Raw genomic sequence first — 22,679 nt, 5'->3', positions numbered from 1 at the left:
TCGGTTGGATAGAAGTTCAGCCGACCCGATGCCAACCATACCCACGCTGTTCTACGAACGCATGCCGCCAGCCGGCGTGGTGTTCGGCTGCCTGTTGCCCGTGCCGTGGGTTGGGGCGGCGGCTGGCCTTCTGCTGGCGCTGGGGCCGTCTGCGGGGGTACCTGATCGCTTTGCGCCGCTGTTGCTTGCATTGGTTCACGTGCTGGCGGTCGGCATGCTCTTGCCCGCGATGCTGGGCGCGTTGTTCCAGATGTTTCCCGTAGTGGCGGGCGTGCAGGTGCGTGGTGCGAAGTGGGTGTCGCCGTGGGTGGCGGTAACCTGCGTGGCAACGGTAGTTGCACTGGCAACGGGCTTCCTTGGCGGTGAGCCTCGGGCATTCGGGTTGGCTGCGTGGTTGGGCGCGCCGTTGCTGGCGGTGCCTGCGGTGTTGATCATCCTGGCGGGTACGCACGTCGCGCATCCGCGCAATGCACACGCAACCTTGCGCACGCTGCGCCGCATCGGCTGGGCGTTGCTGGCGACGCTGGCCAGCGGTGCGACGCTTGGCACGGCATTGGGCAGCGGGCGGTTTGCGCCATCGCTCGTGTTGCTGGATCTGCATGTCGGCTGGGGCCTCGGCGGCTGGCTGGCGACGCTGGTGGCGGGTGTGGCGTCGACCGTGCTGCCGATGTTCTGGCAAACAGGCCGTCTGCCGGACCGCTGGCATCGGCTGTTGCCGGGGTGGCTGTGGGCGCCGCTGTTGCTTGGAAGCGTACTCGGCAGCCTGAGCGGTTGGCTCGGTGCCGTGGTGCTGTGGCAGACGTGGGCCTGGCTGGCGCTGGCCGCATTGGCGGCCATTGGCGTGCGAGCGGTATGCAGCGCCCGTCGCCGGCACGATCCGGGCTGGCGATTGTGGCTGGCGGCCACCGTTGCGTGGCTGACGGTCGCCATGCTGGGCCTGGTCGCATCCTGGCTGCCGGCAGACTGGCCCATCGCATGGTGGATGGGCGTGCTTGCCCTCGTGGGCGGTGGCGTGCTGCCTGTCAATGCGATGCTCGGCAAGATCATCCCGTTTATGGTCTGGATGCACTTGCGCAGACGCGTGCCCCGGCACGTGCGGTTGCCGGCGATGCAAACGTTGATCGGCGAGCGGCAGCAGCACTGGCATGCGCGCCTGCTGCTGTTCGTGTTGCTGGCGTTGTTGCTGGTGCCGCTGCAGCCGGCACGGATGGCGGTGATCGCCGGCATGCTGTTCGCGCTGGCGCACGTGTGGCTGGGTGCGATGCTGTGCCGCGCGCTGCTGATCTTTCGCCGTGTCTCGCGAGCGTTCGCGCGCGATTGACGGAACGCAAAACCACATTGGCGGACAAGTCTCAGACTGACCGCCATGACACAGAACGTTTCCCCCATTGAACTGGTGGCGCCCGCCGGCAGCCTGGCCGCACTCAAGGCCGCCGTGGAGGCCGGGGCCGATACCGTCTACCTCGGCCTGAAGAACGCGACCAACGCGCGCAACTTCGCCGGCCTGAACTTTACCGAGAGCGACATCCGCGCCGGCGTCGAGTATGCGCACGGAAAAGGCCGCCAAGTGCTGTTTGCCATCAACACGTTTCCGCAGCCTGGCCGCGGCATTGAGTGGCGCATGGCCGTCGATGCCGCCTACATGCTGGGCGCCGATGCCGTGATCCTGGCCGACCCTGGGTTGATGGCCTATGCGCGCGAGCGCTATCCCGATCTGCGGCTGCATTTGTCTGTACAAGGCTCGGCCACGCATGCCGATGCCATTGAGCTGATGCGCGAGCAGTTTGGCATCCATCGCGCGGTGCTCCCGCGCGTGCTGACATTGACCGAAGTTGAACGCGTGATTCAGCAGACCTCGGTGCAGATCGAGGTGTTTGGCTTTGGCAGCCTGTGCGTAATGGCCGAAGGGCGGTGCCTGTTGTCGTCGTATGCCACCGGCGATTCGCCCAACAACAAGGGCGTGTGTTCGCCCGCGCATGCCGTGCGCTGGGTCGAGCGCGACGGCAGCCTGGATGCGCGCCTGAACCACATCCTGATTGATCAATATGCGCCGGGCGAACCGGCTGGCTATCCGACGCTGTGCAAGGGGCGCTTTCTGGTCGACGGCGAAGTCGACCATGTGCTGGAAGAACCCACGAGCCTCAATGCGCTGAGCTTGCTGCCCCGGTTGCTGGCCATGGGTGTGTCGGCGATCAAGATCGAGGGGCGTCAGCGCAGCCCGGCGTATGTGGCGCAAGTGGTGGCCACGTTGCGCGCGGCATTGGATGCCGCTCAGGCAGACCCGGCACGCTTCTCTGTCAAGCCCGATTGGCAAGCCGCGCTCGTGCGTCATGCGGAAGGCGCGCAGGTGACGCAAGGCGCGTTTGATCGGCCCTGGAAATAAAGACACACCATGTCCTACGAAATTTCACTTGGTCCGCTGCTGTACTACTGGCCGCGCTTACAGACGTTTGAGTTCTACGCAGAAGTCGCCGCCAGCCCTGTCGACATTGTTTATGTGGGTGAGACGGTCTGCAGCCGCCGCCACGAACTGCGCGCGGATGACTGGCTCGATATCGCGGCGATGCTGCGCGAGGCCGGTAAATCGGTTGTGCTGTCCACGCGCACGCTCATCGAAACCAGCGCCGAAGCGCAGGCGTTGCGCAAACAGTGCCAGCAGGGCGACTGGATGGTCGAGGCTGGCGAGCTCGGTGCTGTGCGATTGCTGGGCGGCCGGCCATTCGTTGCGGGGCCGCATTGCAATGCGTATCACGGTGCCACGTTGGCATGGCTGGCAGGGCTGGGCGCGGTACGCGCTGTCATGCCACTGGAAATGAGCCAGGCCACGTTGGCCGATCTGATGCGTGAGAAGCCCGCTGAGCTAGACATCGAAACCATGGTGTGGGGGCGCTTGCCGCTGGCGTTTTCTGCGCGTTGCTTTACGGCGCGGCACTTCCGGCTCAACAAGGACGACTGCGGTTTCCGCTGCATTGAGCACCCCGATGGCCTGGCGGTGCGCACGCGTGAAGGGCAGGAATTTCTAGCCATCAACGGTATCCAGACGCAATCGGGGCAGTGCCTGGACATTCTGGATCAGGCGCCCGCATTGTCTGCGCTGGGCGTGAAGGTGCTGCGCGTCAGTCCGCAATCGCGCGGCACGCTCGAGGCCGTGGCGGCGCTGGATGCCTTGCGCCTCGGCTTGCCCGTGCAAGAAGTGCAGCCGCCCGAAGGCATTGGCCGCTGCAATGGTTACTGGCACGGGCAATCCGGCATTGAATGGCTGGAGGTGCCGCAATGACGCGCTTGCGTCCACCCGAGGCGTTCGTTCGCATGGCGCGCCGCCTGCCGGTGCCGCTCACGTCCTTTCCGTTTGTGATCGGGCTCGATCTGGCCCGGCGCCTGTCGTGGCTGACGCCGCCTCCGGAGTTGGAAGGACGGCGCTTTGCCATCACCGTGGATGACCTCGGATTGCGCGCCTGCTTCGGCTGCCGCAGCGGCGCGTTCCACATGCTCTCGGCCTCCAGCCCTGAACCTGAACTGGAGTTGCGTGCGGGCGTAGGCGACTTTGTTGCGCTTGTTCGCGGTACGGCCGATGCAGACACACTGTTCTTCCAGCGCCGCCTCAAGATTGCGGGCGATACCGAACTTGGGCTGATCGTCAAGAACTGGCTCGATGCGGCCGCACGCCCCGCGTGGCTCGCGCGCTGGCAATCGCGGTAGAGAGGGCGCCATGTCTTCACGTGCGTTGCCGCTCGTCTATGCGTGCTCTGGCTGTTCCAGTGTGGCGCAGGCGGCCAACCGGTTGGCCGTCGATCTGGACCGCGCGGGCAGGGCAGAAATGTCGTGCATCAGCGGTGTGGGCGGCGGGGTGCGTGCGCTCGTCAAGACGGCGCGCAGCGGGCGGCCCATTCTTGCGCTCGATGGCTGTGCGCTGGCATGCGTCAAAGCGTGTCTGGCCTCGGCAGATGTTGTGCCGGATATCCATCTCGTGCTCAACCAGCTCGGCGCTAAAAAGCGCTATCACGCCGATTGCAGTGACGATGAGTTGAGCGCCGCCGCCGCGTTGGTGGATGACGCTGTCAACACGCTCCAGCGCCAGATCGACACTGCAGGCGATTGACTCGCCGCCACGGCTATCCCGCCATCAACTGGCGCTGCAATGCCGTGGTGTTCGGGATGATGACCTCGCGGCCCTCAACCAGAATCAACCCCTCCCGAATCAACTGCCGCAGCGCGCGTGAAAGCGTGGCCGGTGCCAGCCCCAACTTGGATGCGACCAGACTCTTGCTGCACGGGAACCGCGTGCGATCGAACTTGCGCGGCAACGAGAGCAGATACCCGATCAGCCGTTCGTTGGCGCTTTGCAGGTTGACGGTTTCGATGTCACACATCAGCGTGTGCAGCCGCTCAGACAGCCCTGTCAGCATCTGCCGCGCCAAGTACGGATGCACGTGCAGTGCGTCATCAATGGCGCGCTTGTCGATCCAGACGAGCAGGCTGTCTTCCATGGCTTGCGCGTCCGCCGCATGGGGCCGGTTCATGAACATGAAGGGCTCGCCAAAGCACTGGCCAGGCCCGAAGAATTCAATGACCTTGCATTGCCCGTGCGCGCCTGGCAATACGAGTTTGATGGCGCCGACCACCACGACGTAGAAGCCATCGGCACGGCTGCCGCGGCGGAATGCGAAGTCGTGCCGCGACACGCGCACTGCGCGGCTGTCGCGCGTGAGCACGGCCATGTCATCGTTGTCGAGGTTCTGGAACAGCGGGCTGTGCTTGAGCAGATCGCCGACATCGAGGGAAGCGAGGGTGTCGTGCATGGTGTCACCGGCAACAGAAAGAAGAAAAGCAGGCGGCCAATGCGTGCTGAGTGCCCTCGCTGGGCAGCGTGATGGCCGGGGTTCCGGGGGCACTTCGGTAGGCTTGTAGTGCGTAGTGTTTCACGCCGCGTTGGCTGAGGTTTTGCGCCAGCGCAAGGAGCTGCGGTTCTGGCAGCCAGTCGGGGTGCCACGTCGTGCGGCACTCGAATGTGCAGCCGCTTTGCAGCAGAAGATCCAGGCACGCATCGACCGGCGCAGCGCTGCCACGGCGGCCCGTGAGCGCGTCGTAACGCGGTGCGCTGGTCTTGATGTCGAGTCCCACCCAATCCACCAGCGGCAGCACTTGCGCCAGGCGCGCGGGGTAGATGCCGCCCGTGTGCAGGCCGATCTTGTAGCCGAGTGCGCGCACGTCGCGCATCAGTTGCGGCAGGAGCGGTTCGCTCAGCGGCTCGCCACCGGAAAACACGACGGCATCAAGCAGGCCCGCACGGCGCTGCAAGAACGCGAAGACGTCGTCCCAATCCAGCGTGCGCTCGCGCGTCTGCAGGTGCGGGTTGTGGCAGTAGTGGCAGCGCCACGGGCAGCCCGCCACGAATACCACCGCCGCAAGCTGCCCGGGCCAGTCGACGCTGGAAAACGGTGCCAGGCCGCCGATGGCCGGCGGCGGGCAGTGCGGTGGCTCAGCGGGCGCGGTCTTCAACAAAGAAGCGGCGTTCACGGAATTCCCCTTGCTTGCCGATGTTGAACGAGCTGACTGGCCGGTGATAGCCCATCACGCGGGTCCAGACTTCGCAGCGCGTGCGCTGGCTGTCGTCGAGTTGTGCGACGGATGCGGTGGTTTGGGTAAGTGTGCTCATGTGGATGCTCCTTCGTGATGAAGCGGGGTGGAAGAACCTGGGGTGTCTGCCGTTGTGCAACCACATTTGCTCTGAGGCTGCTGGGCCAGCAGTTCGGCATCGCACTTTGGACAGAACGCGTGATGACCAGACAGGTAGCCGTGTTTCGGGCAGATCGAAAACGTCGGGGTGATGGTGATGTACGGCAGGCGGAAGTTCGCCAGCGCGCGGCGCACGAGTTCCTTGCACGCCTGCGGCGATGAGATCGCCTCGTTCATATACAAATGCAGCACTGTGCCGCCCGTGTACTTGCTCTGCAGCGCCTCCTGGCGGGCCAGCGCTTCAAACGGGTCATCGGTGTAACCGACGGGCAACTGGCTGGAGTTGGTGTAGTACGGCTGCTCGGCCGTGCCGGCTTGCAGGATGCCCGGCCAGCGCTTGCGGTCTTCGCGGGCAAAGCGGTAAGTCGTGCCCTCGGCCGGCGTGGCCTCCAGGTTGTACAGATGGCCGGTGGCTTCCTGGAATTCCGTCATGCGCTGGCGCACGTGGTCGAGCAGGCGTACCGCCATGGTGTGGCCGAAGGGCGTGGTAATGTCATCAGCATCGCGCGTGAAGTTGCGCACCATCTCGTTGATGCCGTTCACGCCCAGCGTGCTGAAGTGGTTGCGCAGCGTGCCGAGGTAGCGGCGTGTGTACGGATAGAGCCCCTGGTCGATCAGCCGCTGCACGAACTTGCGCTTGACTTCCAGTACGTCGCGGCCCAAGGCGAGCAGCGTATCAAGCCGCGCCAGCAGTGCCGCTTCATCGCCCGCATACAGATGGCCCAGCCGCGCACAGTTGATGGTCACCACCCCAATCGACCCCGTTTGCTCGGCAGACCCAAACAACCCGTTACCGCGCTTGAGCAGCTCGCGCAGGTCGAGCTGCAGGCGGCAGCACATCGAGCGCACCATGTGCGGCTCCAGATCGGAGTTGAGGAAGTTCTGGAAGTAGGGCAGCCCGTAGCGGGCCGTCATCTCGAACAGCAGCGTGGTGTTTGGGTGCGCCCAATCGAAATCGGGCGTGATGTTGTAGGTCGGAATCGGGAATGTGAACGCGCGGTCCTTGGCATCGCCGGCCATCATGACCTCGATGTACGCGCGGTTGATCATGTCCATCTCGGGTTGGAGATCGCCGTAGGTGAAAGGCATCTCTTCGCCACCGATGTATGGAATCTGCTCGCGCAAGTCGGCGGGGCACGTCCAATCGAAGGTGAGGTTGGTGAACGGTGTTTGCGTGCCCCAGCGGCTAGGCACGTTCAGGTTGTAGATCAACTCCTGCATGGACTGCTTCACCGCTGCATACGACATGCCGTCGCGGCGGATGAACGGCGCCATGTACGTATCGAACGAGCTGAACGCCTGTGCGCCGGCCCATTCGTTCTGCAGCGTGCCGAGAAAGTTGACGATCTGCCCGATGGCCGCTGACATGTGGCGTGGCGGCGTCGCTTCCACCTTGCCCGGCACGCCGTTGAAGCCCTCCGTCAGCAACTGCCGCAACGACCACCCCGCGCAGTAGCCCGACAGCATGTCGAGATCGTGGATGTGGAGGTCACCTTCCCGGTGCGCCGTGCCGGCCTCGGGGCTGTAGACGTGCGAGAGCCAGTAGTTGGCGGTGACTTTGCCCGCCACGTTCAGGATGAGCCCGCCCAGGCTGTAGCCCTGATTGGCGTTGGCATTGACGCGCCAGTCGCGCTGCTCGAGGTACTCGTCCATCGTGCTCTCGACATCAACCAGCGTGTGCTTGAGCGATCGCAGCCGAGCGTGCTGCTCGCGATAGACGATGTAGGCGCGCGCGGTGCGCCAGTAGCCGGCATCCACCAGCACCTCTTCCACGCTGTTCTGGATGACTTCGATACCCGGGCAGGGCAGCGAGGCGAGATGCGCCACCACGCCCGAGGTCAGGCGCCGCGCTTCGGCAGTGTGGAATTCGCCAGTGGCGTGGCCCGCTGCAGCAATGGCCTGGTGGATCTTCTGTGCATCAAACGGCGCCAGTGAGCCGTCGCGCTTGGTGACTTGCCTGGTGACTTGTGTGCCCGTCATGGGGTACTCCATCTAGTGGTATGGAGTCAGACTAGCACTACATATTGTGGTCAACGAGCCTTAAAGACCTGGATTTTTGAATCGCTTGACCCCGGTCAACCGGGGCCGTGTACGCGGCAAAAAACGGGTCTCGTCTTCAGTCAACGATGAACAGCTTGGCGCCGCCTTTGGTGTATGACTGGTGCGCTTCAGCATCATCGCCAACTTGGTAGCTCATGCCGGGCGCGAGCGTGAACTTGCGGCCGTCTTCCAATGTGGTTTCCAGTTCGCCGTTCAGGCAGAACAAGATGTGGCCCTTCTTGCACCAGTGGTCAGCGAGGTAGCCGGGCGTGTACTCGACCATGCGCACGCGGATGCGGTTCGGCTCGTCACCAAAGGAGCGTGTGCGCCAGTAAGCCATGCCGGTCTCACCGGCGTGTTCGGTTGGTTCAACGGTGGACCAATCGGTCGTGCCGAAGGCGAAGGGTGCCATTTTCATTGCAGGGTTCCGGTGGGTGACGTGTAAGCCCATGATGGTAGCAACGGCTTGCGTGACGCAGGCATCGCATTCCATGTGCATGAGGCCGCGCTTGTTGGTACTCCCCGACGGCATTGCGTGCGGCTCAATAATCCGCCTCGCACCGCGTAATCCCAATGTCCATGCGGCATCGCAGCGAGGCGTCAACAGCGTCATATCAATGTATGCAGAAATTGCATGGTGCTATGCAACATCGACATAACGATCGCCGTGCGCTTCTCTAATATCGTCGCTTTTTATAAAGCGTGACGAACTTGGGCCGGCCTTTGGCCCCATGAGATCCGCGTCTCCGCGCGCCGTCCTTCCGGCCACGGGTATTCCTTGGAGAAAGTCTTGAACACCAAACGTCTGACCTCCCATATCGGACTGGCGATGCTGCTGGGCATTGCTGTCGGCTGGGGCTGCCACGAATACGCCAAGGACGCCGCGGCGGCCAAGGACATCGCTTCGTACTTCAGCATCATCACTGACATCTTCCTGCGCATGATCAAGATGATCATCGCGCCGCTGGTGTTCTCGACCCTGGTGACGGGGCTGGCGAGCATGAGCGGTGGCAATGCGGTCGGCCGCGTGGGTTTGCGCGCGATGATCTGGTTTGTGTGCGCATCGGCCACGTCGCTGGCGCTGGGCATGCTGCTGGTCAACTTCTTCCAGCCGGGCCTGCACTTGAACCTGGCGCTGCCTGATGTGTCGGCCACGTCGGGCCTGAAGACGGGCGACTTCACGCTCAAGGCCTTCATCACGCACGTCTTCCCGCGCAGCATTGTGGAGGCAATGGCCACCAACGAAATCCTGCAGATCCTGGTGTTCTCTTTGTTCTTCGGCGCCGCGCTGTCGACCATGAAGAACCCGATGGAAAGCGTGATCGGCCGTGGCCTGGAAGAGCTGACCAAGCTGATGTTCCGCATTACTGACTACGTGATGCGCTTCGCGCCGCTGGGCGTGTTTGCCGCCATGGCGGCCGCCATCACGGTGGAAGGCGTGGGCGTGCTGTGGACCTACGGCAAGCTGATCGGCGAGTTTTATCTGGGCCTCGCGCTGCTGTGGGCCATCCTGTTCTTCGTCGGCTATGTACTGCTGGGCCGTTCGTTGGGCCGCCTGCTGGGGCTGATTCGCGAGCCGACACTGCTGGCGTTTGCCACGGCGAGCAGCGAGTCCGCTTACCCGAAGACCATCGAAGCCCTGGACCGTTTTGGCGTGCCCAAGCGCATCTCCAGCTTCGTGCTGCCGCTGGGTTACTCGTTCAACCTTGATGGCTCGATGATGTATCAGGCGTTTGCGGTGCTGTTCATCGCGCAGGCCTACAACATCGAGATGGGCTTCACGCAGCAACTGACGCTGCTGCTGGTGCTGATGCTCACGAGCAAGGGCATGGCCGGTGTGGCGCGCGCTTCGCTGGTGGTGGTGGCGGCCACGCTGCCGATGTTCCACCTGCCGGAAGCGGGTTTGCTGCTGATCATCGGTATCGACCAATTCTTCGACATGGGCCGCACGGCCACCAACGTAATCGGCAACAGCCTGGCGACGGCCGTGGTGGCGAAGTACGAACCGGTGGGAGAAGAGGAGACGGAGGAAGCCGCCGAGCCCGCTGTACAGCCGAGCGCCGGCTGACGCCAGCAACGCAACGCGCCGCCCACTTCGGGCGGCGTTGTTGTATTCACGCTGGGAATTATTCGGGCTGAGAAGCGAGCGAGGCTTCGATGGATGTCATGGGTGCCTCGCCAATATCAACGCGCTGCGCCATTGGCGCTTCGCCCAGCAGCGCGGCTACCATGGCCTGCAGTGGGAGCACGTCGCCGGTGCTCATGAAGCACGGTGACGCGGCTTGCCCCGACGCCTGCAAGTGCGCGGTCGCCAGGGTGCGGCCCAGATGCCGCGCAACCGCGTGGCCGGTATCGACAAGCGTCAACCGATCGCCCGCAATCTCGCGGATGGCGTCTTCCAGAAAGGGGTAATGCGTGCAGCCGAGCACCAGCGTGTCGGCGTTCGCATCGAGCATCGGCTGCAGATAGGCCTGCAGCAGTTCCAGAACGGCGGGGGAGTGCGTATCGCCGCGTTCGATCAACGGGACGAGGCCGTAGCCGGGCTGGCTCAGCACTTTGCAATCGCCTGAGACGGCGGCCAGCAAACGCGCAAATTTTTCGCTGCGTAGCGTGCTTTCGGTGGCGAGCACACCTACTACACGGCTCTTTGACGTTGCCACCGCCGGCTTGAGGCCCGGCTCAACGCCAATTACCGGCACTGTCAGCTTTTCCCGCAATACATGCACCGCCTGTGCCGTGGCGGTATTGCACGCGATGACCAGCGCCTTGCAGCCCTGGCCGACCAGCCACTCGCACACGCGCAGTGTGCGATCGGCAATGTATTCGGGAGACTTTTCCCCATATGGGGCATGGCGGGAATCCGCCAGGTAGAGAAGCGATTCGGCCGGCAGTTCGGCGCGAATCGCGCGCAGGACGGAGAGCCCTCCGAGGCCGGAGTCGAACACTCCAACCGGTGCCTGCGCGCGTGTTGTCATGTCAGACGTTCAGCAAATCAGCCTGCTGCGACCGGAATCTTGCCGATCTTCGCCTGCCATTCCGCCGGGCCGGTCTTGTGGACAGACGTGCCGGAGCTGTCCACGGCCACGGTCACGGGCATGTCCTTCACGTCGAACTCGTAGATGGCTTCCATGCCCAGGTCTTCGAATGCAAGCACCTTGGAACCACGGATGGCCTTCGACACGAGGTACGCCGCACCACCCACGGCCATCAGGTAGGCCGATTTGTGCTTCTGGATGGATTCGATGGCAACCGGGCCGCGCTCGGCCTTGCCCACCATGGCGATCAGGCCCGTTTGGGCGAGCATCGTCTCGGTGAACTTGTCCATGCGCGTGGCGGTGGTCGGGCCGGCCGGGCCGACGACTTCATCGCGCACCGGGTCAACCGGGCCGACGTAGTAGATCACGCGGTTGGTGAAGTCGATCGGCAGTTTCTCGCCGCGGGCCAGCATGTCGGCGATGCGCTTGTGCGCGGCGTCGCGGCCGGTGAGCATCTTGCCGTTGAGCAGCAGCGTCTGGCCCGGCTTCCACGAGGCGACCTCTTCCGGCGTGAGCGTATTCAGATCAACGCGCTTCGACGTTTCCGTGTTCGGTGCCCATTCGACCTTCGGCCATTGCGACAGGTCTGGCGCTTCGAGCTTGGCAACGCCGCTGCCGTCCAGCGTGAAGTGCGCGTGGCGCGTGGCTGCGCAGTTCGGGATCATGGCGACCGGCAGGTTGGCCGCGTGGGTCGGGTAGTCGAGAATCTTGACGTCCAGCACGGTGGCCAGGCCGCCCAGGCCCTGCGCGCCGATACCCAGCGCGTTGACCTTCTCGTACAGCTCGATGCGCAGTTCTTCCGCGCGGTTGCTCGGGCCGCGGGCGATCAGGTCTTGAATGTCGATCGGCTCCATCAGGGCTTCCTTGGCCAGCAGCATGGCCTTTTCCGCCGTGCCGCCAATGCCGATGCCCAGCATGCCCGGCGGGCACCAGCCGGCGCCCATGGTCGGCACGGTCTTGAGCACCCAGTCGACGATCGAGTCGGACGGATTGAGCATCACGAATTTCGACTTGGCTTCCGAGCCACCGCCCTTGGCCGCGACGATCACATCCACCGTATCGCCCGGCACGATCGACATATTGATCACGGCCGGAGTGTTGTCTTTCGTGTTGGTGCGCTTGCCGGCGGGGTCTGCCAGCACGCTTGCGCGCAGCTTGTTGTCGACGTCGTTGTACGCACGGCGCACGCCTTCGTTGACCATGTCTTCCAGGCTCATGGTGGCGCCGTCCCAACGCACGTTCATGCCGACCTTCAGGAACACGGTGACGATGCCGGTGTCCTGGCAGATCGGGCGCTTGCCTTCTGCACACATGCGGCTGTTGGTCAGGATCTGCGCGATGGCGTCCTTGGCCGCGGGGCTCTGCTCCTGCTCATAGGCGCGGCCCAGAGCAGTGATGTAGTCCATCGGGTGGTAGTAGCTGATGTATTGCAGTGCGTCGGCGACGCTCTGGATGAGGTCTTCTTGACGAATGACGGTCATGGTGGGGGACCAACGTATAGGAATGAAAAGCCGGGGTGCGGCAGGGCGGGCTCAGCAATCGGCACACCCTGCCTGTGGCCTGGACGGCGGGCGCCGCAGGCTCAGAACAGCCTGAGATCATACACCCAATGTTGCGGGCGGATTGTCCGAGCGGATTGATCGGAATCGCTGGTCCGACAAGGCGGCGGTGTCAATGTGCGTCAACGGCCCCGCCGTGCGGATGCGCGTGCGAAACGATGCGATCCACCCACGCCATCACCAGCGCCGACACCAAGAACGCCACGTGAATCACGACCTGCCACAGAATCGTATGCGCGTCTTTCTGGGCCGCATCGATAAAAGTCTTGAGCAGGTGGATCGACGAAATGCTGATCAGCGCCATCGACAGCTTGACCTTCAGCACGCCGGCGTTGACGTGGTCCAGCCATTCGGGCTCGTCTTCGTGCCCCTCGATGCCGAGCTTTGACACGAAGATGTCGTACCCGCCGATGATCACCATAATCAGCAGATTGGAGATCATCACCACGTCGATCAGCCCGAGCACGGCCAGCATGATCCTGGTTTCGTCCATGTCGCCCAGGTGCGAAACCAGGTGCCACACCTCGATGACGAACAGGTACACATACGCTGCCTGGGCGATGATCAGCCCCAGGTAAAGCGGCAGTTGCAGCCAGCGGGAAAAGAAGATCAGACGCGGAATCGGGCGCAGTGGAGCGATGGGCGGCTTCATAAGGCGGAACGGGCGGGTGGACGAAAAAAACCGCGCGATTGTAACGTTCCGTGATTGCGAAATCGTTTACAGGAAAACGCTTGCGTTGCGCTTTACTCCTGGTCCAGCGACGGATCGAGCGGGTCTAATGGGTCAATCACCCGCCCACGCCGCACTGGCTTGCGTGGCCGTGCGGGCCAGCTCGCCGCCAGGATACCGGCCACCACGCACGCCAGCGCCACGCCGTGCGGCCAGCCCGGTGTTTCGCCCAGCGCGACAATGCCATACGTGGCGGCTGCAATCGGCAGCACCGAGGTGAACACGCCTGCCAAGTGCGCCGGCACATGCCGGATGCCCTTCATCCACAGCCAGAACGAGAAAATGCTGGCAGACAGCGCATACCAGAGCACCAGGCCCCAGATAGATAGCGGCACGCTCGACGCATCGAACGTGAGCAGCGGCACCAGCCCCAGCGGCAGCATCAAGAGGCCGCCAATCAAATGCGTGTACGCGCAGATCTCGATGGCGGGCAATGTTTGCGTCAGCCGCCGCGACAGGATCACGTAAATCGATTCGCACAATACCGCGCCCATCACCAGCGCGTTGCCCAGGAGTTCTTGCGAGGCATCGGCCGGCGCAGCCCCCGACGACTCGCCGCCGCGATAGGCATTGAGGATGGCCACGCCCGCCACCGCCAGCACCACCGATACCAGCGTGCGGCCGGACGGTTTCTCGCGCAGTACCAGCCACGAGAGCAGCGCCACCGCGGCTGGAATCGTGCTGGTGATGATGCCTGCAGCCAGCGCAGACGTGAGCTTCACGCCATTGAGCATCAGCAGCGTGAAACCGAACGTGCCGAACAATGCCTGGAGGAACAGGTTGGTCCATTCGCTCCGCGTCACGCGCCGCATGCGCGACGGCTTGTACCACGGCGCCATGCAAATGATGGCGATCAGAAAGCGCAGCAATGCAAACAGCATCACCGGTATGACGGCGACGATCGACTTACCGAAACCGACGTTGCTGCCGACCAATGCCATGGCAGCAATGAGGAAAAAGGCGTGGATGGGCACGATGACGAAATCAGGTGGAAACCGGCACGGGACGCGGCTCTCTGGCCGGTCATGCTGCATTGCGATGCGTGCCGTAACGTAAGGTGACGCATTATAGTAGTGCCCTTCGTGCCGGCTTGCGGTGCACAAATGCGTAAGGCTGGAGTCAGGTCACTCCCTTAGATTCGCCGCAAAACGACTACAGACATCGCTATCAGGAGACACCATGACTGGCATTGAATCTGTCCTGCAGGAAACGCGCGTGTTCGACCCGCCCGAATCCTTTGTCAAACAGGCAAACATTGCCGGCATGGATGCGTACCGTGCGCTGTGCGCCGAAGCCGAGCACGACTACGAAGGCTTCTGGGCACGTCTCGCACACGAGCATCTGCTGTGGCACAAGCCCTTCAGCAAGGTGCTGGATGAATCCAACGCACCGTTCTACAAGTGGTTTGAAGACGGCGAACTCAACGCCTCGTACAACTGCCTCGAACGCAACCTTGAGAACGGCAACGCCGACAAGGTCGCCATCATTTTCGAGACGGATGACGCCAAAGTCACGCGCATCACGTATCGCGAGCTTCACGCACGCGTCTGCCGCTTTGCCAACGGGTTGAAGGCGCTCGGCATTACGAAGGGCGATCGTGTGGTGATCTATATGCCGATGTCGGTCGAGGGCATCGTCGCCATGCAGGCCTGTGCGCGCATTGGTGCGACGCACTCGGTGGTGTTCGGGGGCTTTTCGGCCAAGTCTTTGCAGGAGCGCATTGTCGACGTGGGCGCCGTGGCGCTCATCACCGCCGACGAACAGATGCGCGGCGGCAAGGCGCTGCCGCTCAAGGCCATCGCCGATGAAGCGCTGGCCATGGAAGGCACCGGCGCCATCAAGCACGTGATCGTTTACCGCCGCACCAACGGCAACGTGAACTGGGTGGAAGGCCGTGACCGCGCAATGGACGAGGTCGAAGCCGGCCAGCCGGACACCTGCGAGGTCACGCCGGTGGGCGCCGAGCACCCACTGTTCATCCTCTACACCTCGGGTTCGACTGGCAAGCCGAAGGGCGTGCAGCACAGCACGGGTGGTTACCTGCTGTGGACGCTGCTGACCATGCAGTGGACGTTCGACCTCAAGCCCGATGACGTCTTCTGGTGCACGGCCGACATCGGCTGGGTGACCGGCCACAGCTACATTGCCTATGGCCCGCTGGCCGCTGGCGCCACACAAGTCGTGTTTGAAGGCGTGCCGACGTACCCGAACGCCGGCCGCTTCTGGGACATGATCCAGCGCCACAAGGTCAGCACGTTCTACACCGCGCCGACGGCGATCCGCTCGCTCATCAAGGCGGCCGAAGCGGATGAAAAAATTCACCCGAAGCAGTACGACCTCTCCAGCCTGCGCCTGCTTGGCACCGTGGGCGAGCCGATCAACCCGGAAGCCTGGATGTGGTACCACACGAATGTTGGCGGGGGCCGTTGCCCGATCGTCGATACGTTCTGGCAGACCGAAACGGGCGGCCACATGATGACGCCACTGCCAGGTGCCACGCCGCTTGTGCCGGGCTCGTGCACGCTGCCGCTGCCGGGCATCATGGCTGCCATCGTCGATGAAACCGGGCACGACGTGCCGAACGGGCAGGGCGGCATCCTGGTCGTCAAGCGTCCGTGGCCGTCGATGATTCGCAACATCTGGGGCGACCCGGAGCGCTTCAAGAAGAGCTACTTCCCGGAAGAGCTGGGCGGCAATCTGTATCTGGCGGGCGATGGGTCCATCCGCGATAAGGACACGGGTTACTTCACCATCATGGGCCGCATTGATGACGTGCTGAACGTCTCGGGCCACCGCATGGGCACGATGGAAATCGAATCGGCCCTGGTGGCCAACCCGCTGGTGGCTGAAGCCGCTGTGGTGGGCCGCCCCGATGACATGACCGGCGAGGCCATCTGCGCGTTCGTGGTTCTCAAGCGTTCGCGCCCCGATGGCGACGAGGCCAAGCAGATCGCCACGGAACTGCGCAACTGGGTCGGCAAGGAGATCGGCCCGATCGCCAAGCCCAAAGACATCCGCTTTGGCGACAACCTGCCCAAGACGCGCTCGGGCAAGATCATGCGACGGCTGTTGCGCTCGCTGGCCAAGGGCGAGGACATCACGCAAGACACATCCACGCTGGAGAACCCGGCCATCCTCGACCAGTTGAAGGAAACCCGCTAACCGGTCGCGCTGGTCGCCAATCTTGGCCACTGACTCCCAACCAGACAGCCGCTTTCGCAAGCGGCTGTTTCTCTATTACGGGCTCTACACCGTAGGGCTGCTGCTCTTCATCGTGATGATGGGCGCGATCGAACGCGTGCGCGGGCCGGGCGTATGGCTCGGTTATGTGTTCCTGTTCGTCACGATTGCCATCTATGCGTGCATCGGGCTCATCTGCCGCACGGCTGATCTGACCGAGTACTACGTGGCCGGGCGCCGCGTGCCTGCGTTCTTCAACGGTATGGCCACCGCGGCCGATTGGATGAGCGCCGCCTCATTCATCGGCCTGTCGGGCATTGTGTTTGCCTCCGGCTACGAGGGCCTGGCCTATGTGATGGGCTGGACAGGCGGCTACTGCCTCGTCGCCTTCCTGCTGGCGCCGTACTTGCGCAAGTTCGGCGGCTATACGGTGCCGGATTTTCTTGCCAACCGCTACGGCAACGGGGAGCGTGGCGGCAGCTCTGTCGTGCGCGGCATCGCGGTGCTGGGTGCGACGCTGTGTTCGTTCGTCTACCTCGTCGCGCAGATCCAGGGTGTTGGGCTGGTGGTCACGCGCTTCATCGGCGTGGAGTTTTCGGTGGGCGTGTTCTTCGGGCTGGCGGGCATCCTGGTGTGTTCGTTCCTGGGTGGCATGCGCGCGGTCACGTGGACCCAGGTCGCGCAGTACATCATCATGATCGTGTCGTTCCTGGGCGTGGTGTCGATCATTGGCTGGTATCAGCATCACGATCCGGTGCCGCAGTTTTCAACCGGTCGCCTGCTGGAGCAGATCGAGAAACAGGAACAGCGCATCGCCCATGACCCCGCCGAGCAGCACGTGCGCGAGCATTTTCTGGACGAGGCGCGCGCGCTGCAGGAGCGCATCTCGCAGTTGCCGCAGTCGTTCGAAAACGCGCGCGAGGCGCTGAACACACAGCTCAAGCTGGCGCGTGAGCGCAATGCGCCGCTGCGCGAGATCAAGGTGCTGGAGCGCGCACGCGAGGAGTTTCCGCCCGATGCCGCCACGGCGTCGATTCTCTGGAACCAGGCGCGCGAAGATGCGCTGGCCCGTAGCCGGGTGGCACCGCCGTCTATTGAGCCGTTCCCATCGACATCGGAAAACGGGCGCGGTACAGAGCGGCTGAATTTCGTGCTGCTGGTGTTCTGCCTGATGGTGGGCACGGCGAGCCTGCCGCACATCCTCACGCGTTTTCACACCACGCCGTCGGTGCAGGAGACGCGCAACTCGGTCAGTTGGACGCTGTTCTTCGTGGTGCTGCTATATGTGTCGGCGCCGGCGCTGGCGGCGCTGGTCAAGCTCGACCTGCTGCAGCATCTGGTGGGGGCGCCGTTTGCTGACTTGCCGCAGTGGATCGTGCCGTGGCGCAAGGTCGATCCGCCGGTGTTTGCGCTGCACGACATCAACGGTGACGGCATCGTGCAATGGGCCGAGGTGATGATGCAGCCCGACATGGTCGTGCTGGCCGCACCCGAGATCGCCGGGCTGCCGTACGTGCTGTCTGGTTTGATTGCAGCCGGTGCGCTGGCGGCCGCGCTATCCACCGCCGATGGCCTGCTGCTGACCATCGCCAATGCGCTGTCGCACGACGTGTACTTCCACATGATTGACAACACGGCCAGCCATCAACGGCGTGTGACGAGCGCCAAGGTGGTGCTGCTGGGCGTGGCGTTGCTGGCGGCTTACGTGACGTCATTGAAGCCGGGCAACATCCTCTTCCTGGTGGGGGCGGCGTTTTCGCTGGCGGCGTCGTGCTTCTTTCCGGTGCTGGTGCTGGGCGTGTTCTGGCGGCGCACCAACCGCGCCGGAGCCATCGCGGGCATGCTGACCGGGCTGGCTGTGAGTGTGTACTACATCATCGCCAACTATCCGTTCTTCACGCGTATGACGGGCGCGCTGGGCCAGCCGTGGTTTGGCGTGGACCCGATTGCCTCGGGAGCGTTCGGCGTGCCGGCGGGGTTTGTGGTGGCGATTGTCGTAAGTCTGCTCACCAGACCGAACCGGCCGGTGATCGATAAGCTGGTCGGCTACATTCGCGAGCCGCTGTAAAAAAACCGGCCCCCGACGAGCCGGTAAAAGGCGGGGCCGAAGCGTGGGGGGCGCCGCCCCGAGGGCTAGCGCTCTCGCCAGCCTGCATGCTGGGCATCGTGGCGGGCATCGTGGCGAGGCGGCGCACTTAGTTGGGCGAGGGCAGAGGATTCGTCTGCGGCTTGTCGTTCGACAATGTCTGGATGGCCCGATCGAGCGGCGCCGCACTGACGCTGACTTCGCCTGCAAAGGGGCGGTCCACTGCCAGCACAAAGAAGAACGCCAGGCCCAGCGTGATGGCCCATACCGCCACCAGCGCCATGTGAAAACGCGTGGCCGGCAGTGCATAGAGCAGCAGCAACGACAGGCCGCTGGCGATCAGCATCACGCCCCAGAGCGTGCCGGGCATGGCAGCCTCAAGGTTCTGCAACCTTTTTTCGCGGTACTTCACCATCTCGTTGACGCGGGCGAGCACTTCGATCAACAGCACGCGCTCGCGGTCGTCGCGCGGGGTGATGCGGTTGGCCGTGGCGAACATGCGGTTGAATACTGTCTCCGTATCCGCATCAGGCTGGGCGTGCTGCTGCATGCTTGGCCATTCATCATGCACGACGTGTTCCAGATAGGCCACCAGCTCGCGCCGCGCCGTCGTGGCACTCGGGTGCGAGAACGCCGAGAGATCGCGAGCGAGTTCTGTGGCGCACGCGGCTTCAGCGGCCACGATGTCGGCGGCGGCCTGATACGCGCCCCATACCGAAATGGCCGAGAACGCCACCAGCAAGGAGTTGATGGTGGTGACGGCCGTCATCATGGCGATGGTCATGCTGCGCTGTTCGGCATCGAGCGTGATCGGAAAAAACCGGCGGAACAGTACGTAGCCACCCAATGCCAGAAACAGCGTTGCGAAGACGATGAGCGCACCCATCGCCCAAGCGGGGATGTTGTAGAGGAACAGCATGGGGTCACTCCTTGAATGGTCGGGTGGCGGGGGAAGAGGAGGCCGCCGGGTCGCTGGCGGCGAGCATGGCGCGTGTGAAATCCGCCAGGCGTTGGCGTATCGCTTCGGGCGAGGCGGTGCTGTCGAACGATTGCTGCAGGTCAATCAGGTTGGCAGCGAGTTCGCTTTGCCACTGCGTGCGCTCGCTGGCGGCGCGGGCGCGGTAGGTTTGCATGGCGGCGTCGGCATCGGCCGAGCGGTCGCCGCGCACCAGGGTTTCCAGCGCATCCACCAGCCGCTGCAGCAACCGGTGTACGGCGGTGGCCGAGAATCCGCCCAGCATCGCCAGCGCCGGCTTGCCGAAGTTGTGCATGCTGCCGCGGTCAAACAGCTGCGCAGGCAGCATCTCCACCAGGATCAGCCCGGCAATCACGCCGAGGATCAACCGTGCGCCGTACGAAGCGTCGTACTTCGGGTCGTAGGTGGAGGCGGCAACATAGCGATGCGCCTGAAACAGCGTGGCAAACGACGCCCCCAGCCCGGCGCAGAACAGCAGGAACAGCGTGTTCCATAGCAGGCGTGTGCCGTCAGATTGCAGGAAGCCCCGGTCGATGTTCGCGCTCGACACGTCGGGCGACATGCCGGTGGCAATCACCGCGATCAGGAAGGCGATGGCCGCGCTGGTCAGCAGCCGGATCAACGGCACGGGCCCAAGCCATGCGAATGGGTGATCGCTGCGATGCTGCGCGTCGAGCAGGGTGACGGCCTGCGGCGTGGCTGGCGCGATGGCCGCCGCGAGCTTGCGGTGGATGGCCGCCAACGCGTGGTGCGGCGTGGCACGTGCCGGCATCTGCCGATCGATCAGGTCGCCAAGCTGGGCGATCAGTTCTGGTGCGACTGGCAGCCCGTGGTGCAGGGCGTAGCGGGCCATGGCCTCGCATTCCTCACGAAGCTGTTCAGCAAGAGCCGGAATTGGATGCATGTGCGGCACCACACGCGGGCATAGCCAGTGCCCCAGGGCGTGCGGGATCATGCCGGACTCCCGCCATCGCACCGCATGGGTAGCACGGATGGCATGCGCGGCATGACAGCGCAGAACCGGCGGCACGGCAGGTGTGGTTGGCTCGCTTGCATGGTGGCCTTCGTCGGCAGGGTGGGCCGTGCGCGGCCCTGGCTTGCCCCGTTGGTTTTGTTGCACGGGGCAAATCCACTTTGCGTCGCACTTGCACGCCCGCCAATGCGGCGGAAGTCACGTACGACGGCCTAACGAAAGACACAGGACGGAAAGAGAAAGCGCCCGCGGCCTTTCGGCGGCGGGCGCAATGACAGCTCGGAGATAACGGCTACGACATGGATCGCTCTGCTCAGGCGTGCACGGCGTGCGGATCGACGCGGAAGAACGATACCGCTGCGTTGAGCTCCTGCCCCTGATCCTGCAGCGATTGCGATGCGGCTGCAGCCTCTTCCACCAGCGCTGCGTTGCGCTGCGTGACTTCATCCATTTGCGAGATCGCCTGGTTGACCTGCTCGATGCCGCGCTTCTGCTCGACCGACGCGGCGGCAATTTCTTCCATGATGTGCGTAACGCGGGCCACCGCCTGCGTGACTTCCGTCATCGTCACGCCCGCCTCACCCGCCAGCGTGGAGCCATCGTGAATGCGTTCCACCGACGAGGCGATCAGTTCCTTGATCTCTTTGGCCGCCGTTGACGAACGCTGCGCCAGGCTGCGCACCTCGCTGGCGACCACCGCAAAGCCGCGGCCCTGCTCACCTGCGCGTGCGGCTTCCACGGCGGCATTCAGCGCCAGGATGTTGGTCTGGAATGCGATGCCCTCGATGATGCCGGTGATATCGGCAATCTTGCTCGAACGCTCACTGATGTCTTGCATGGTCGACACGACCTGGCTCACGACCGTGCTGCCCTTGAGCGCCACTTCCGACGCGGTGGAGGCGAGCGTGGTGGCGTGCTGTGCGTTGTCGGCGTTCTGCTTGACGGTAGAAGTCAGCTCTTCCATGCTGGCGGCCGTTTCTTGCAGTGACGATGCCTGCGCTTCCGTGCGCTGGCTCAGGTCGGCATTGCCGGCGGCAATCTGCTTGGCGGCACCGGCGACGCTGCTGCTGCTGTCGCGCACTTTGTCAACGATCTCGGTCAGGCGGCCGTTCATGTCGCGCAGGGCGGAGAGCAGATGGCTCGTTTCGTCTTTGCCTTGCACGTTGATGCGGCTGCTCAGATCACCACGGGCCACCGTTCTGGCGACATCCACGGCAGTGCGGATCGGCTGCGTGATCGAGCGCGTGATGATCATGCCGGCCATCACCGCAAGCAGTACCGCGCCGATCGACAGACCGGCCAGCAGATTGCGCTGCATGCCGTACTGTGCCTCGTACGCCTGCATTAGCTGTTCCTGGCGCTCGTGCGTGTAAGTGGCATATGCATCGGTGGTCTTGATGAGCTTAGCCAGCAGCGGGCGGCATTCGTTGTCCATCTTCTGGATGGCCTCATCGCGCTTGCCGGCCAGTGCCAGCCCGACAATGTCGGTGGCCACGGGCCCGTACTGCGCTTCCACGCGGTTGATGTCTTCCACCAGCGTACGGGCGCGGTCGTTGGTGTCCCTGGCGCTCGCGATCATGTCGTTGAGCTGCTTGAGCTTGTTCTTCACATCGTCGTGCGCGCGAAAGACGTCAGCCTTTTCCAGTTCCAGGTCCTGTTGCGTGACCACGAGCACCAGGTTGCGCGCGGCAATAGCGCGGCGATCCACCGCCGTACGCACGTCGTTGGCGACGTCTGCGCGGGCGCTGATGCCGTGCACGTAGTTCAGGAATCCTTGAGTCGATTCGGACAGTGCCCGCAACGACATGCCCGACACCACGACAACGATGGCTGCCAGCACGCCAAAGCCTGTGGCGAGCTTGGCCTTGATGGTCATCCGGGAAAGGTTCACAGCGTCCTCCGGTTTGCAGACTGAATTGAGGCGTGGCCTCGCACCGGAGCGACTTGAGAAAGACGGTCGACGGCCACGTTGGTTATGTGCAAGGTGCTGCGTAGATGAGGTGAGATGAGAAAAATGCGGGTTCAGTCACAGCGAGACCGATTTGTCTCCGTTCGCTTTTCTGTCTCCTCAAGGGTTATCGGCATTGAAAAGAAAATTCTGAATAACATTCTTCATACGCGTTTTCACTTAATGCAATGGAGGGTGTGGCAATGGAGGGTGCGCGTGTTTCGCACGTGAAACCTCATTCGAAAGGGGGCGCGCTACAGGATTCCGTATCGTGAGACGGGTTATACGAGGTGCCGGTTGCCAACTTTTCTCTACCGTATTTGCGGTAAATGAAGTCAGGTATTTCTATTTTCTCTACGGGCTGTGCATTGCGTGGTTTTTCGCATGTATCTAGATAACTACATATTTTGGTTACG

Annotated in this window: 20 protein-coding genes; 8 read left to right on the top strand and 12 right to left on the bottom strand. The window is 63.5% G+C overall.

What is annotated here, in order from left to right:
• Positions 1-28: 28 nt before the first annotated feature.
• Genes PSUB009319_RS18150 through PSUB009319_RS18130 form a run of 5 tightly spaced genes read left to right on the top strand, consistent with a single transcriptional unit; the run spans position 29 to position 4,099 of the window.
• Positions 29-1,321 carry a hypothetical protein gene (locus PSUB009319_RS18150; RefSeq protein ID WP_124383594.1) on the top strand — a complete coding sequence of 431 codons (1,293 nt, stop codon included), beginning with the start codon at positions 29-31 and terminating at the stop codon, positions 1,319-1,321.
• A gap of 45 nt (positions 1,322-1,366) precedes the next feature.
• Entirely contained in the window at positions 1,367-2,383 is a 1,017-nt protein-coding gene (locus tag PSUB009319_RS18145) for a peptidase U32 family protein (RefSeq protein WP_124383593.1), read from the top strand.
• 9 nt (positions 2,384-2,392) lie between these two features.
• Positions 2,393-3,277: a U32 family peptidase gene (locus PSUB009319_RS18140; protein WP_124383592.1), complete on the top strand. Its 885-nt coding sequence runs from the start codon at positions 2,393-2,395 to the stop codon at positions 3,275-3,277.
• Complete coding sequence (locus PSUB009319_RS18135) at positions 3,274-3,699, top strand: SCP2 domain-containing protein (RefSeq protein WP_124383591.1); 426 nt, start codon at positions 3,274-3,276, stop codon at positions 3,697-3,699. The genes PSUB009319_RS18140 and PSUB009319_RS18135 overlap by 4 nt, the downstream gene beginning before the upstream one ends.
• A gap of 10 nt (positions 3,700-3,709) precedes the next feature.
• Positions 3,710-4,099, top strand: coding sequence for a putative zinc-binding protein (locus PSUB009319_RS18130; RefSeq protein WP_124383590.1), 390 nt, complete (start codon positions 3,710-3,712; stop codon positions 4,097-4,099).
• 13 nt (positions 4,100-4,112) lie between these two features.
• Here the strand turns inward: PSUB009319_RS18130 and PSUB009319_RS18125 are convergent, their stop codons facing one another.
• The 5 genes from PSUB009319_RS18125 to PSUB009319_RS18105 form a co-directional block, all read right to left on the bottom strand.
• A complete protein-coding gene (locus PSUB009319_RS18125; RefSeq protein ID WP_124383589.1) occupies positions 4,113-4,799 on the bottom strand; it encodes a Crp/Fnr family transcriptional regulator in 687 nt (228 codons plus the stop codon).
• 4 nt (positions 4,800-4,803) lie between these two features.
• Complete coding sequence (locus PSUB009319_RS18120; protein WP_124383588.1) at positions 4,804-5,517, bottom strand: anaerobic ribonucleoside-triphosphate reductase activating protein; 714 nt, start codon at positions 5,515-5,517, stop codon at positions 4,804-4,806.
• Entirely contained in the window at positions 5,480-5,656 is a 177-nt protein-coding gene (gene nrdD / locus PSUB009319_RS18115) for an anaerobic ribonucleoside-triphosphate reductase (RefSeq protein ID WP_124383587.1), read from the bottom strand. The genes PSUB009319_RS18120 and nrdD overlap by 38 nt, the downstream gene beginning before the upstream one ends.
• Positions 5,653-7,716, bottom strand: a complete 2,064-nt coding sequence (locus PSUB009319_RS18110; protein WP_124383586.1) for a ribonucleoside triphosphate reductase — start codon at positions 7,714-7,716, stop codon at positions 5,653-5,655. Before PSUB009319_RS18110 ends, nrdD begins: the two co-directional genes overlap by 4 nt.
• Before the next feature lie 136 nt (positions 7,717-7,852).
• Positions 7,853-8,194, bottom strand: a complete 342-nt coding sequence (locus PSUB009319_RS18105; RefSeq protein ID WP_124383585.1) for a DHCW motif cupin fold protein — start codon at positions 8,192-8,194, stop codon at positions 7,853-7,855.
• Positions 8,195-8,566: 372 nt separating this feature from the next.
• Between PSUB009319_RS18105 and PSUB009319_RS18100 the strand changes: the two genes are divergently transcribed.
• On the top strand, positions 8,567-9,844 hold the full coding sequence (locus PSUB009319_RS18100) for a dicarboxylate/amino acid:cation symporter (RefSeq protein WP_124383584.1): 1,278 nt from the start codon (positions 8,567-8,569) through the stop codon (positions 9,842-9,844).
• A 58-nt stretch (positions 9,845-9,902) separates the two neighbouring features.
• Here the strand turns inward: PSUB009319_RS18100 and murI are convergent, their stop codons facing one another.
• The 4 genes from murI to PSUB009319_RS18080 all read right to left on the bottom strand — a co-directional run bounded on the left by murI (position 9,903) and on the right by PSUB009319_RS18080 (position 14,074).
• A complete protein-coding gene (gene murI / locus PSUB009319_RS18095; protein ID WP_124383583.1) occupies positions 9,903-10,751 on the bottom strand; it encodes a glutamate racemase in 849 nt (282 codons plus the stop codon).
• Between the two features lie 17 nt (positions 10,752-10,768).
• Complete coding sequence (locus PSUB009319_RS18090; protein ID WP_124383582.1) at positions 10,769-12,292, bottom strand: fumarate hydratase; 1,524 nt, start codon at positions 12,290-12,292, stop codon at positions 10,769-10,771.
• 190 nt (positions 12,293-12,482) lie between these two features.
• Entirely contained in the window at positions 12,483-13,022 is a 540-nt protein-coding gene (locus PSUB009319_RS18085) for a TIGR00645 family protein (RefSeq protein WP_124383581.1), read from the bottom strand.
• 92 nt (positions 13,023-13,114) lie between these two features.
• Entirely contained in the window at positions 13,115-14,074 is a 960-nt protein-coding gene (locus PSUB009319_RS18080) for a DMT family transporter (protein WP_124383580.1), read from the bottom strand.
• 205 nt (positions 14,075-14,279) lie between these two features.
• Between PSUB009319_RS18080 and acs the strand changes: the two genes are divergently transcribed.
• Entirely contained in the window at positions 14,280-16,262 is a 1,983-nt protein-coding gene (gene acs / locus PSUB009319_RS18075) for an acetate--CoA ligase (protein ID WP_124383579.1), read from the top strand.
• Between the two features lie 19 nt (positions 16,263-16,281).
• Entirely contained in the window at positions 16,282-18,348 is a 2,067-nt protein-coding gene (locus PSUB009319_RS18070) for a sodium:solute symporter family protein (protein ID WP_124383578.1), read from the top strand.
• A 127-nt stretch (positions 18,349-18,475) separates the two neighbouring features.
• On the opposite strand, the gene PSUB009319_RS18065 is transcribed toward PSUB009319_RS18070, so the two are convergent.
• The 3 genes from PSUB009319_RS18065 to PSUB009319_RS18055 form a co-directional block, all read right to left on the bottom strand.
• The gene (locus tag PSUB009319_RS18065) at positions 18,476-19,285 is read right to left on the bottom strand and encodes a DUF4239 domain-containing protein (RefSeq protein WP_124383577.1); all 810 of its coding nucleotides are present in this window, start codon (positions 19,283-19,285) and stop codon (positions 18,476-18,478) included.
• A 4-nt stretch (positions 19,286-19,289) separates the two neighbouring features.
• Positions 19,290-20,297, bottom strand: coding sequence for a hypothetical protein (locus PSUB009319_RS18060; RefSeq protein WP_124383576.1), 1,008 nt, complete (start codon positions 20,295-20,297; stop codon positions 19,290-19,292).
• Positions 20,298-20,628: 331 nt separating this feature from the next.
• A complete protein-coding gene (locus PSUB009319_RS18055; protein ID WP_124383629.1) occupies positions 20,629-22,191 on the bottom strand; it encodes a methyl-accepting chemotaxis protein in 1,563 nt (520 codons plus the stop codon).
• Between the last annotated feature and the right edge of the window lie 488 nt (positions 22,192-22,679).

The organism is Ralstonia sp. SET104, assembly GCF_003851545.1.
In the GTDB taxonomy this organism is placed as follows: domain Bacteria; phylum Pseudomonadota; class Gammaproteobacteria; order Burkholderiales; family Burkholderiaceae; genus Ralstonia.
This window is presented reverse-complemented; position numbering and strand designations above follow the sequence as displayed.

Bases quoted from the DNA above. Each gene is read 5' to 3' on its own strand.
- PSUB009319_RS18150 (WP_124383594.1), top strand. From the start codon at position 29: ATGCCAACCATACCCACGCTGTTCTACGAACGCATGCCGCCAGCCGGC.
- PSUB009319_RS18145 (WP_124383593.1), top strand. From the start codon at position 1,367: ATGACACAGAACGTTTCCCCCATTGAACTGGTGGCGCCCGCCGGCAGC.
- PSUB009319_RS18140 (WP_124383592.1), top strand. From the start codon at position 2,393: ATGTCCTACGAAATTTCACTTGGTCCGCTGCTGTACTACTGGCCGCGC.
- PSUB009319_RS18135 (WP_124383591.1), top strand. From the start codon at position 3,274: ATGACGCGCTTGCGTCCACCCGAGGCGTTCGTTCGCATGGCGCGCCGC.
- PSUB009319_RS18130 (WP_124383590.1), top strand. From the start codon at position 3,710: ATGTCTTCACGTGCGTTGCCGCTCGTCTATGCGTGCTCTGGCTGTTCC.
- PSUB009319_RS18125 (WP_124383589.1), bottom strand. From the start codon at position 4,799: ATGCACGACACCCTCGCTTCCCTCGATGTCGGCGATCTGCTCAAGCAC.
- nrdD (WP_124383587.1), bottom strand. From the start codon at position 5,656: ATGAGCACACTTACCCAAACCACCGCATCCGTCGCACAACTCGACGAC.
- PSUB009319_RS18110 (WP_124383586.1), bottom strand. From the start codon at position 7,716: ATGACGGGCACACAAGTCACCAGGCAAGTCACCAAGCGCGACGGCTCA.
- PSUB009319_RS18105 (WP_124383585.1), bottom strand. From the start codon at position 8,194: ATGAAAATGGCACCCTTCGCCTTCGGCACGACCGATTGGTCCACCGTT.
- murI (WP_124383583.1), bottom strand. From the start codon at position 10,751: ATGACAACACGCGCGCAGGCACCGGTTGGAGTGTTCGACTCCGGCCTC.
- PSUB009319_RS18090 (WP_124383582.1), bottom strand. From the start codon at position 12,292: ATGACCGTCATTCGTCAAGAAGACCTCATCCAGAGCGTCGCCGACGCA.
- PSUB009319_RS18085 (WP_124383581.1), bottom strand. From the start codon at position 13,022: ATGAAGCCGCCCATCGCTCCACTGCGCCCGATTCCGCGTCTGATCTTC.
- acs (WP_124383579.1), top strand. From the start codon at position 14,280: ATGACTGGCATTGAATCTGTCCTGCAGGAAACGCGCGTGTTCGACCCG.
- PSUB009319_RS18065 (WP_124383577.1), bottom strand. From the start codon at position 19,285: ATGCTGTTCCTCTACAACATCCCCGCTTGGGCGATGGGTGCGCTCATC.
- PSUB009319_RS18060 (WP_124383576.1), bottom strand. From the start codon at position 20,297: ATGATCCCGCACGCCCTGGGGCACTGGCTATGCCCGCGTGTGGTGCCG.
- PSUB009319_RS18055 (WP_124383629.1), bottom strand. From the start codon at position 22,191: ATGACCATCAAGGCCAAGCTCGCCACAGGCTTTGGCGTGCTGGCAGCC.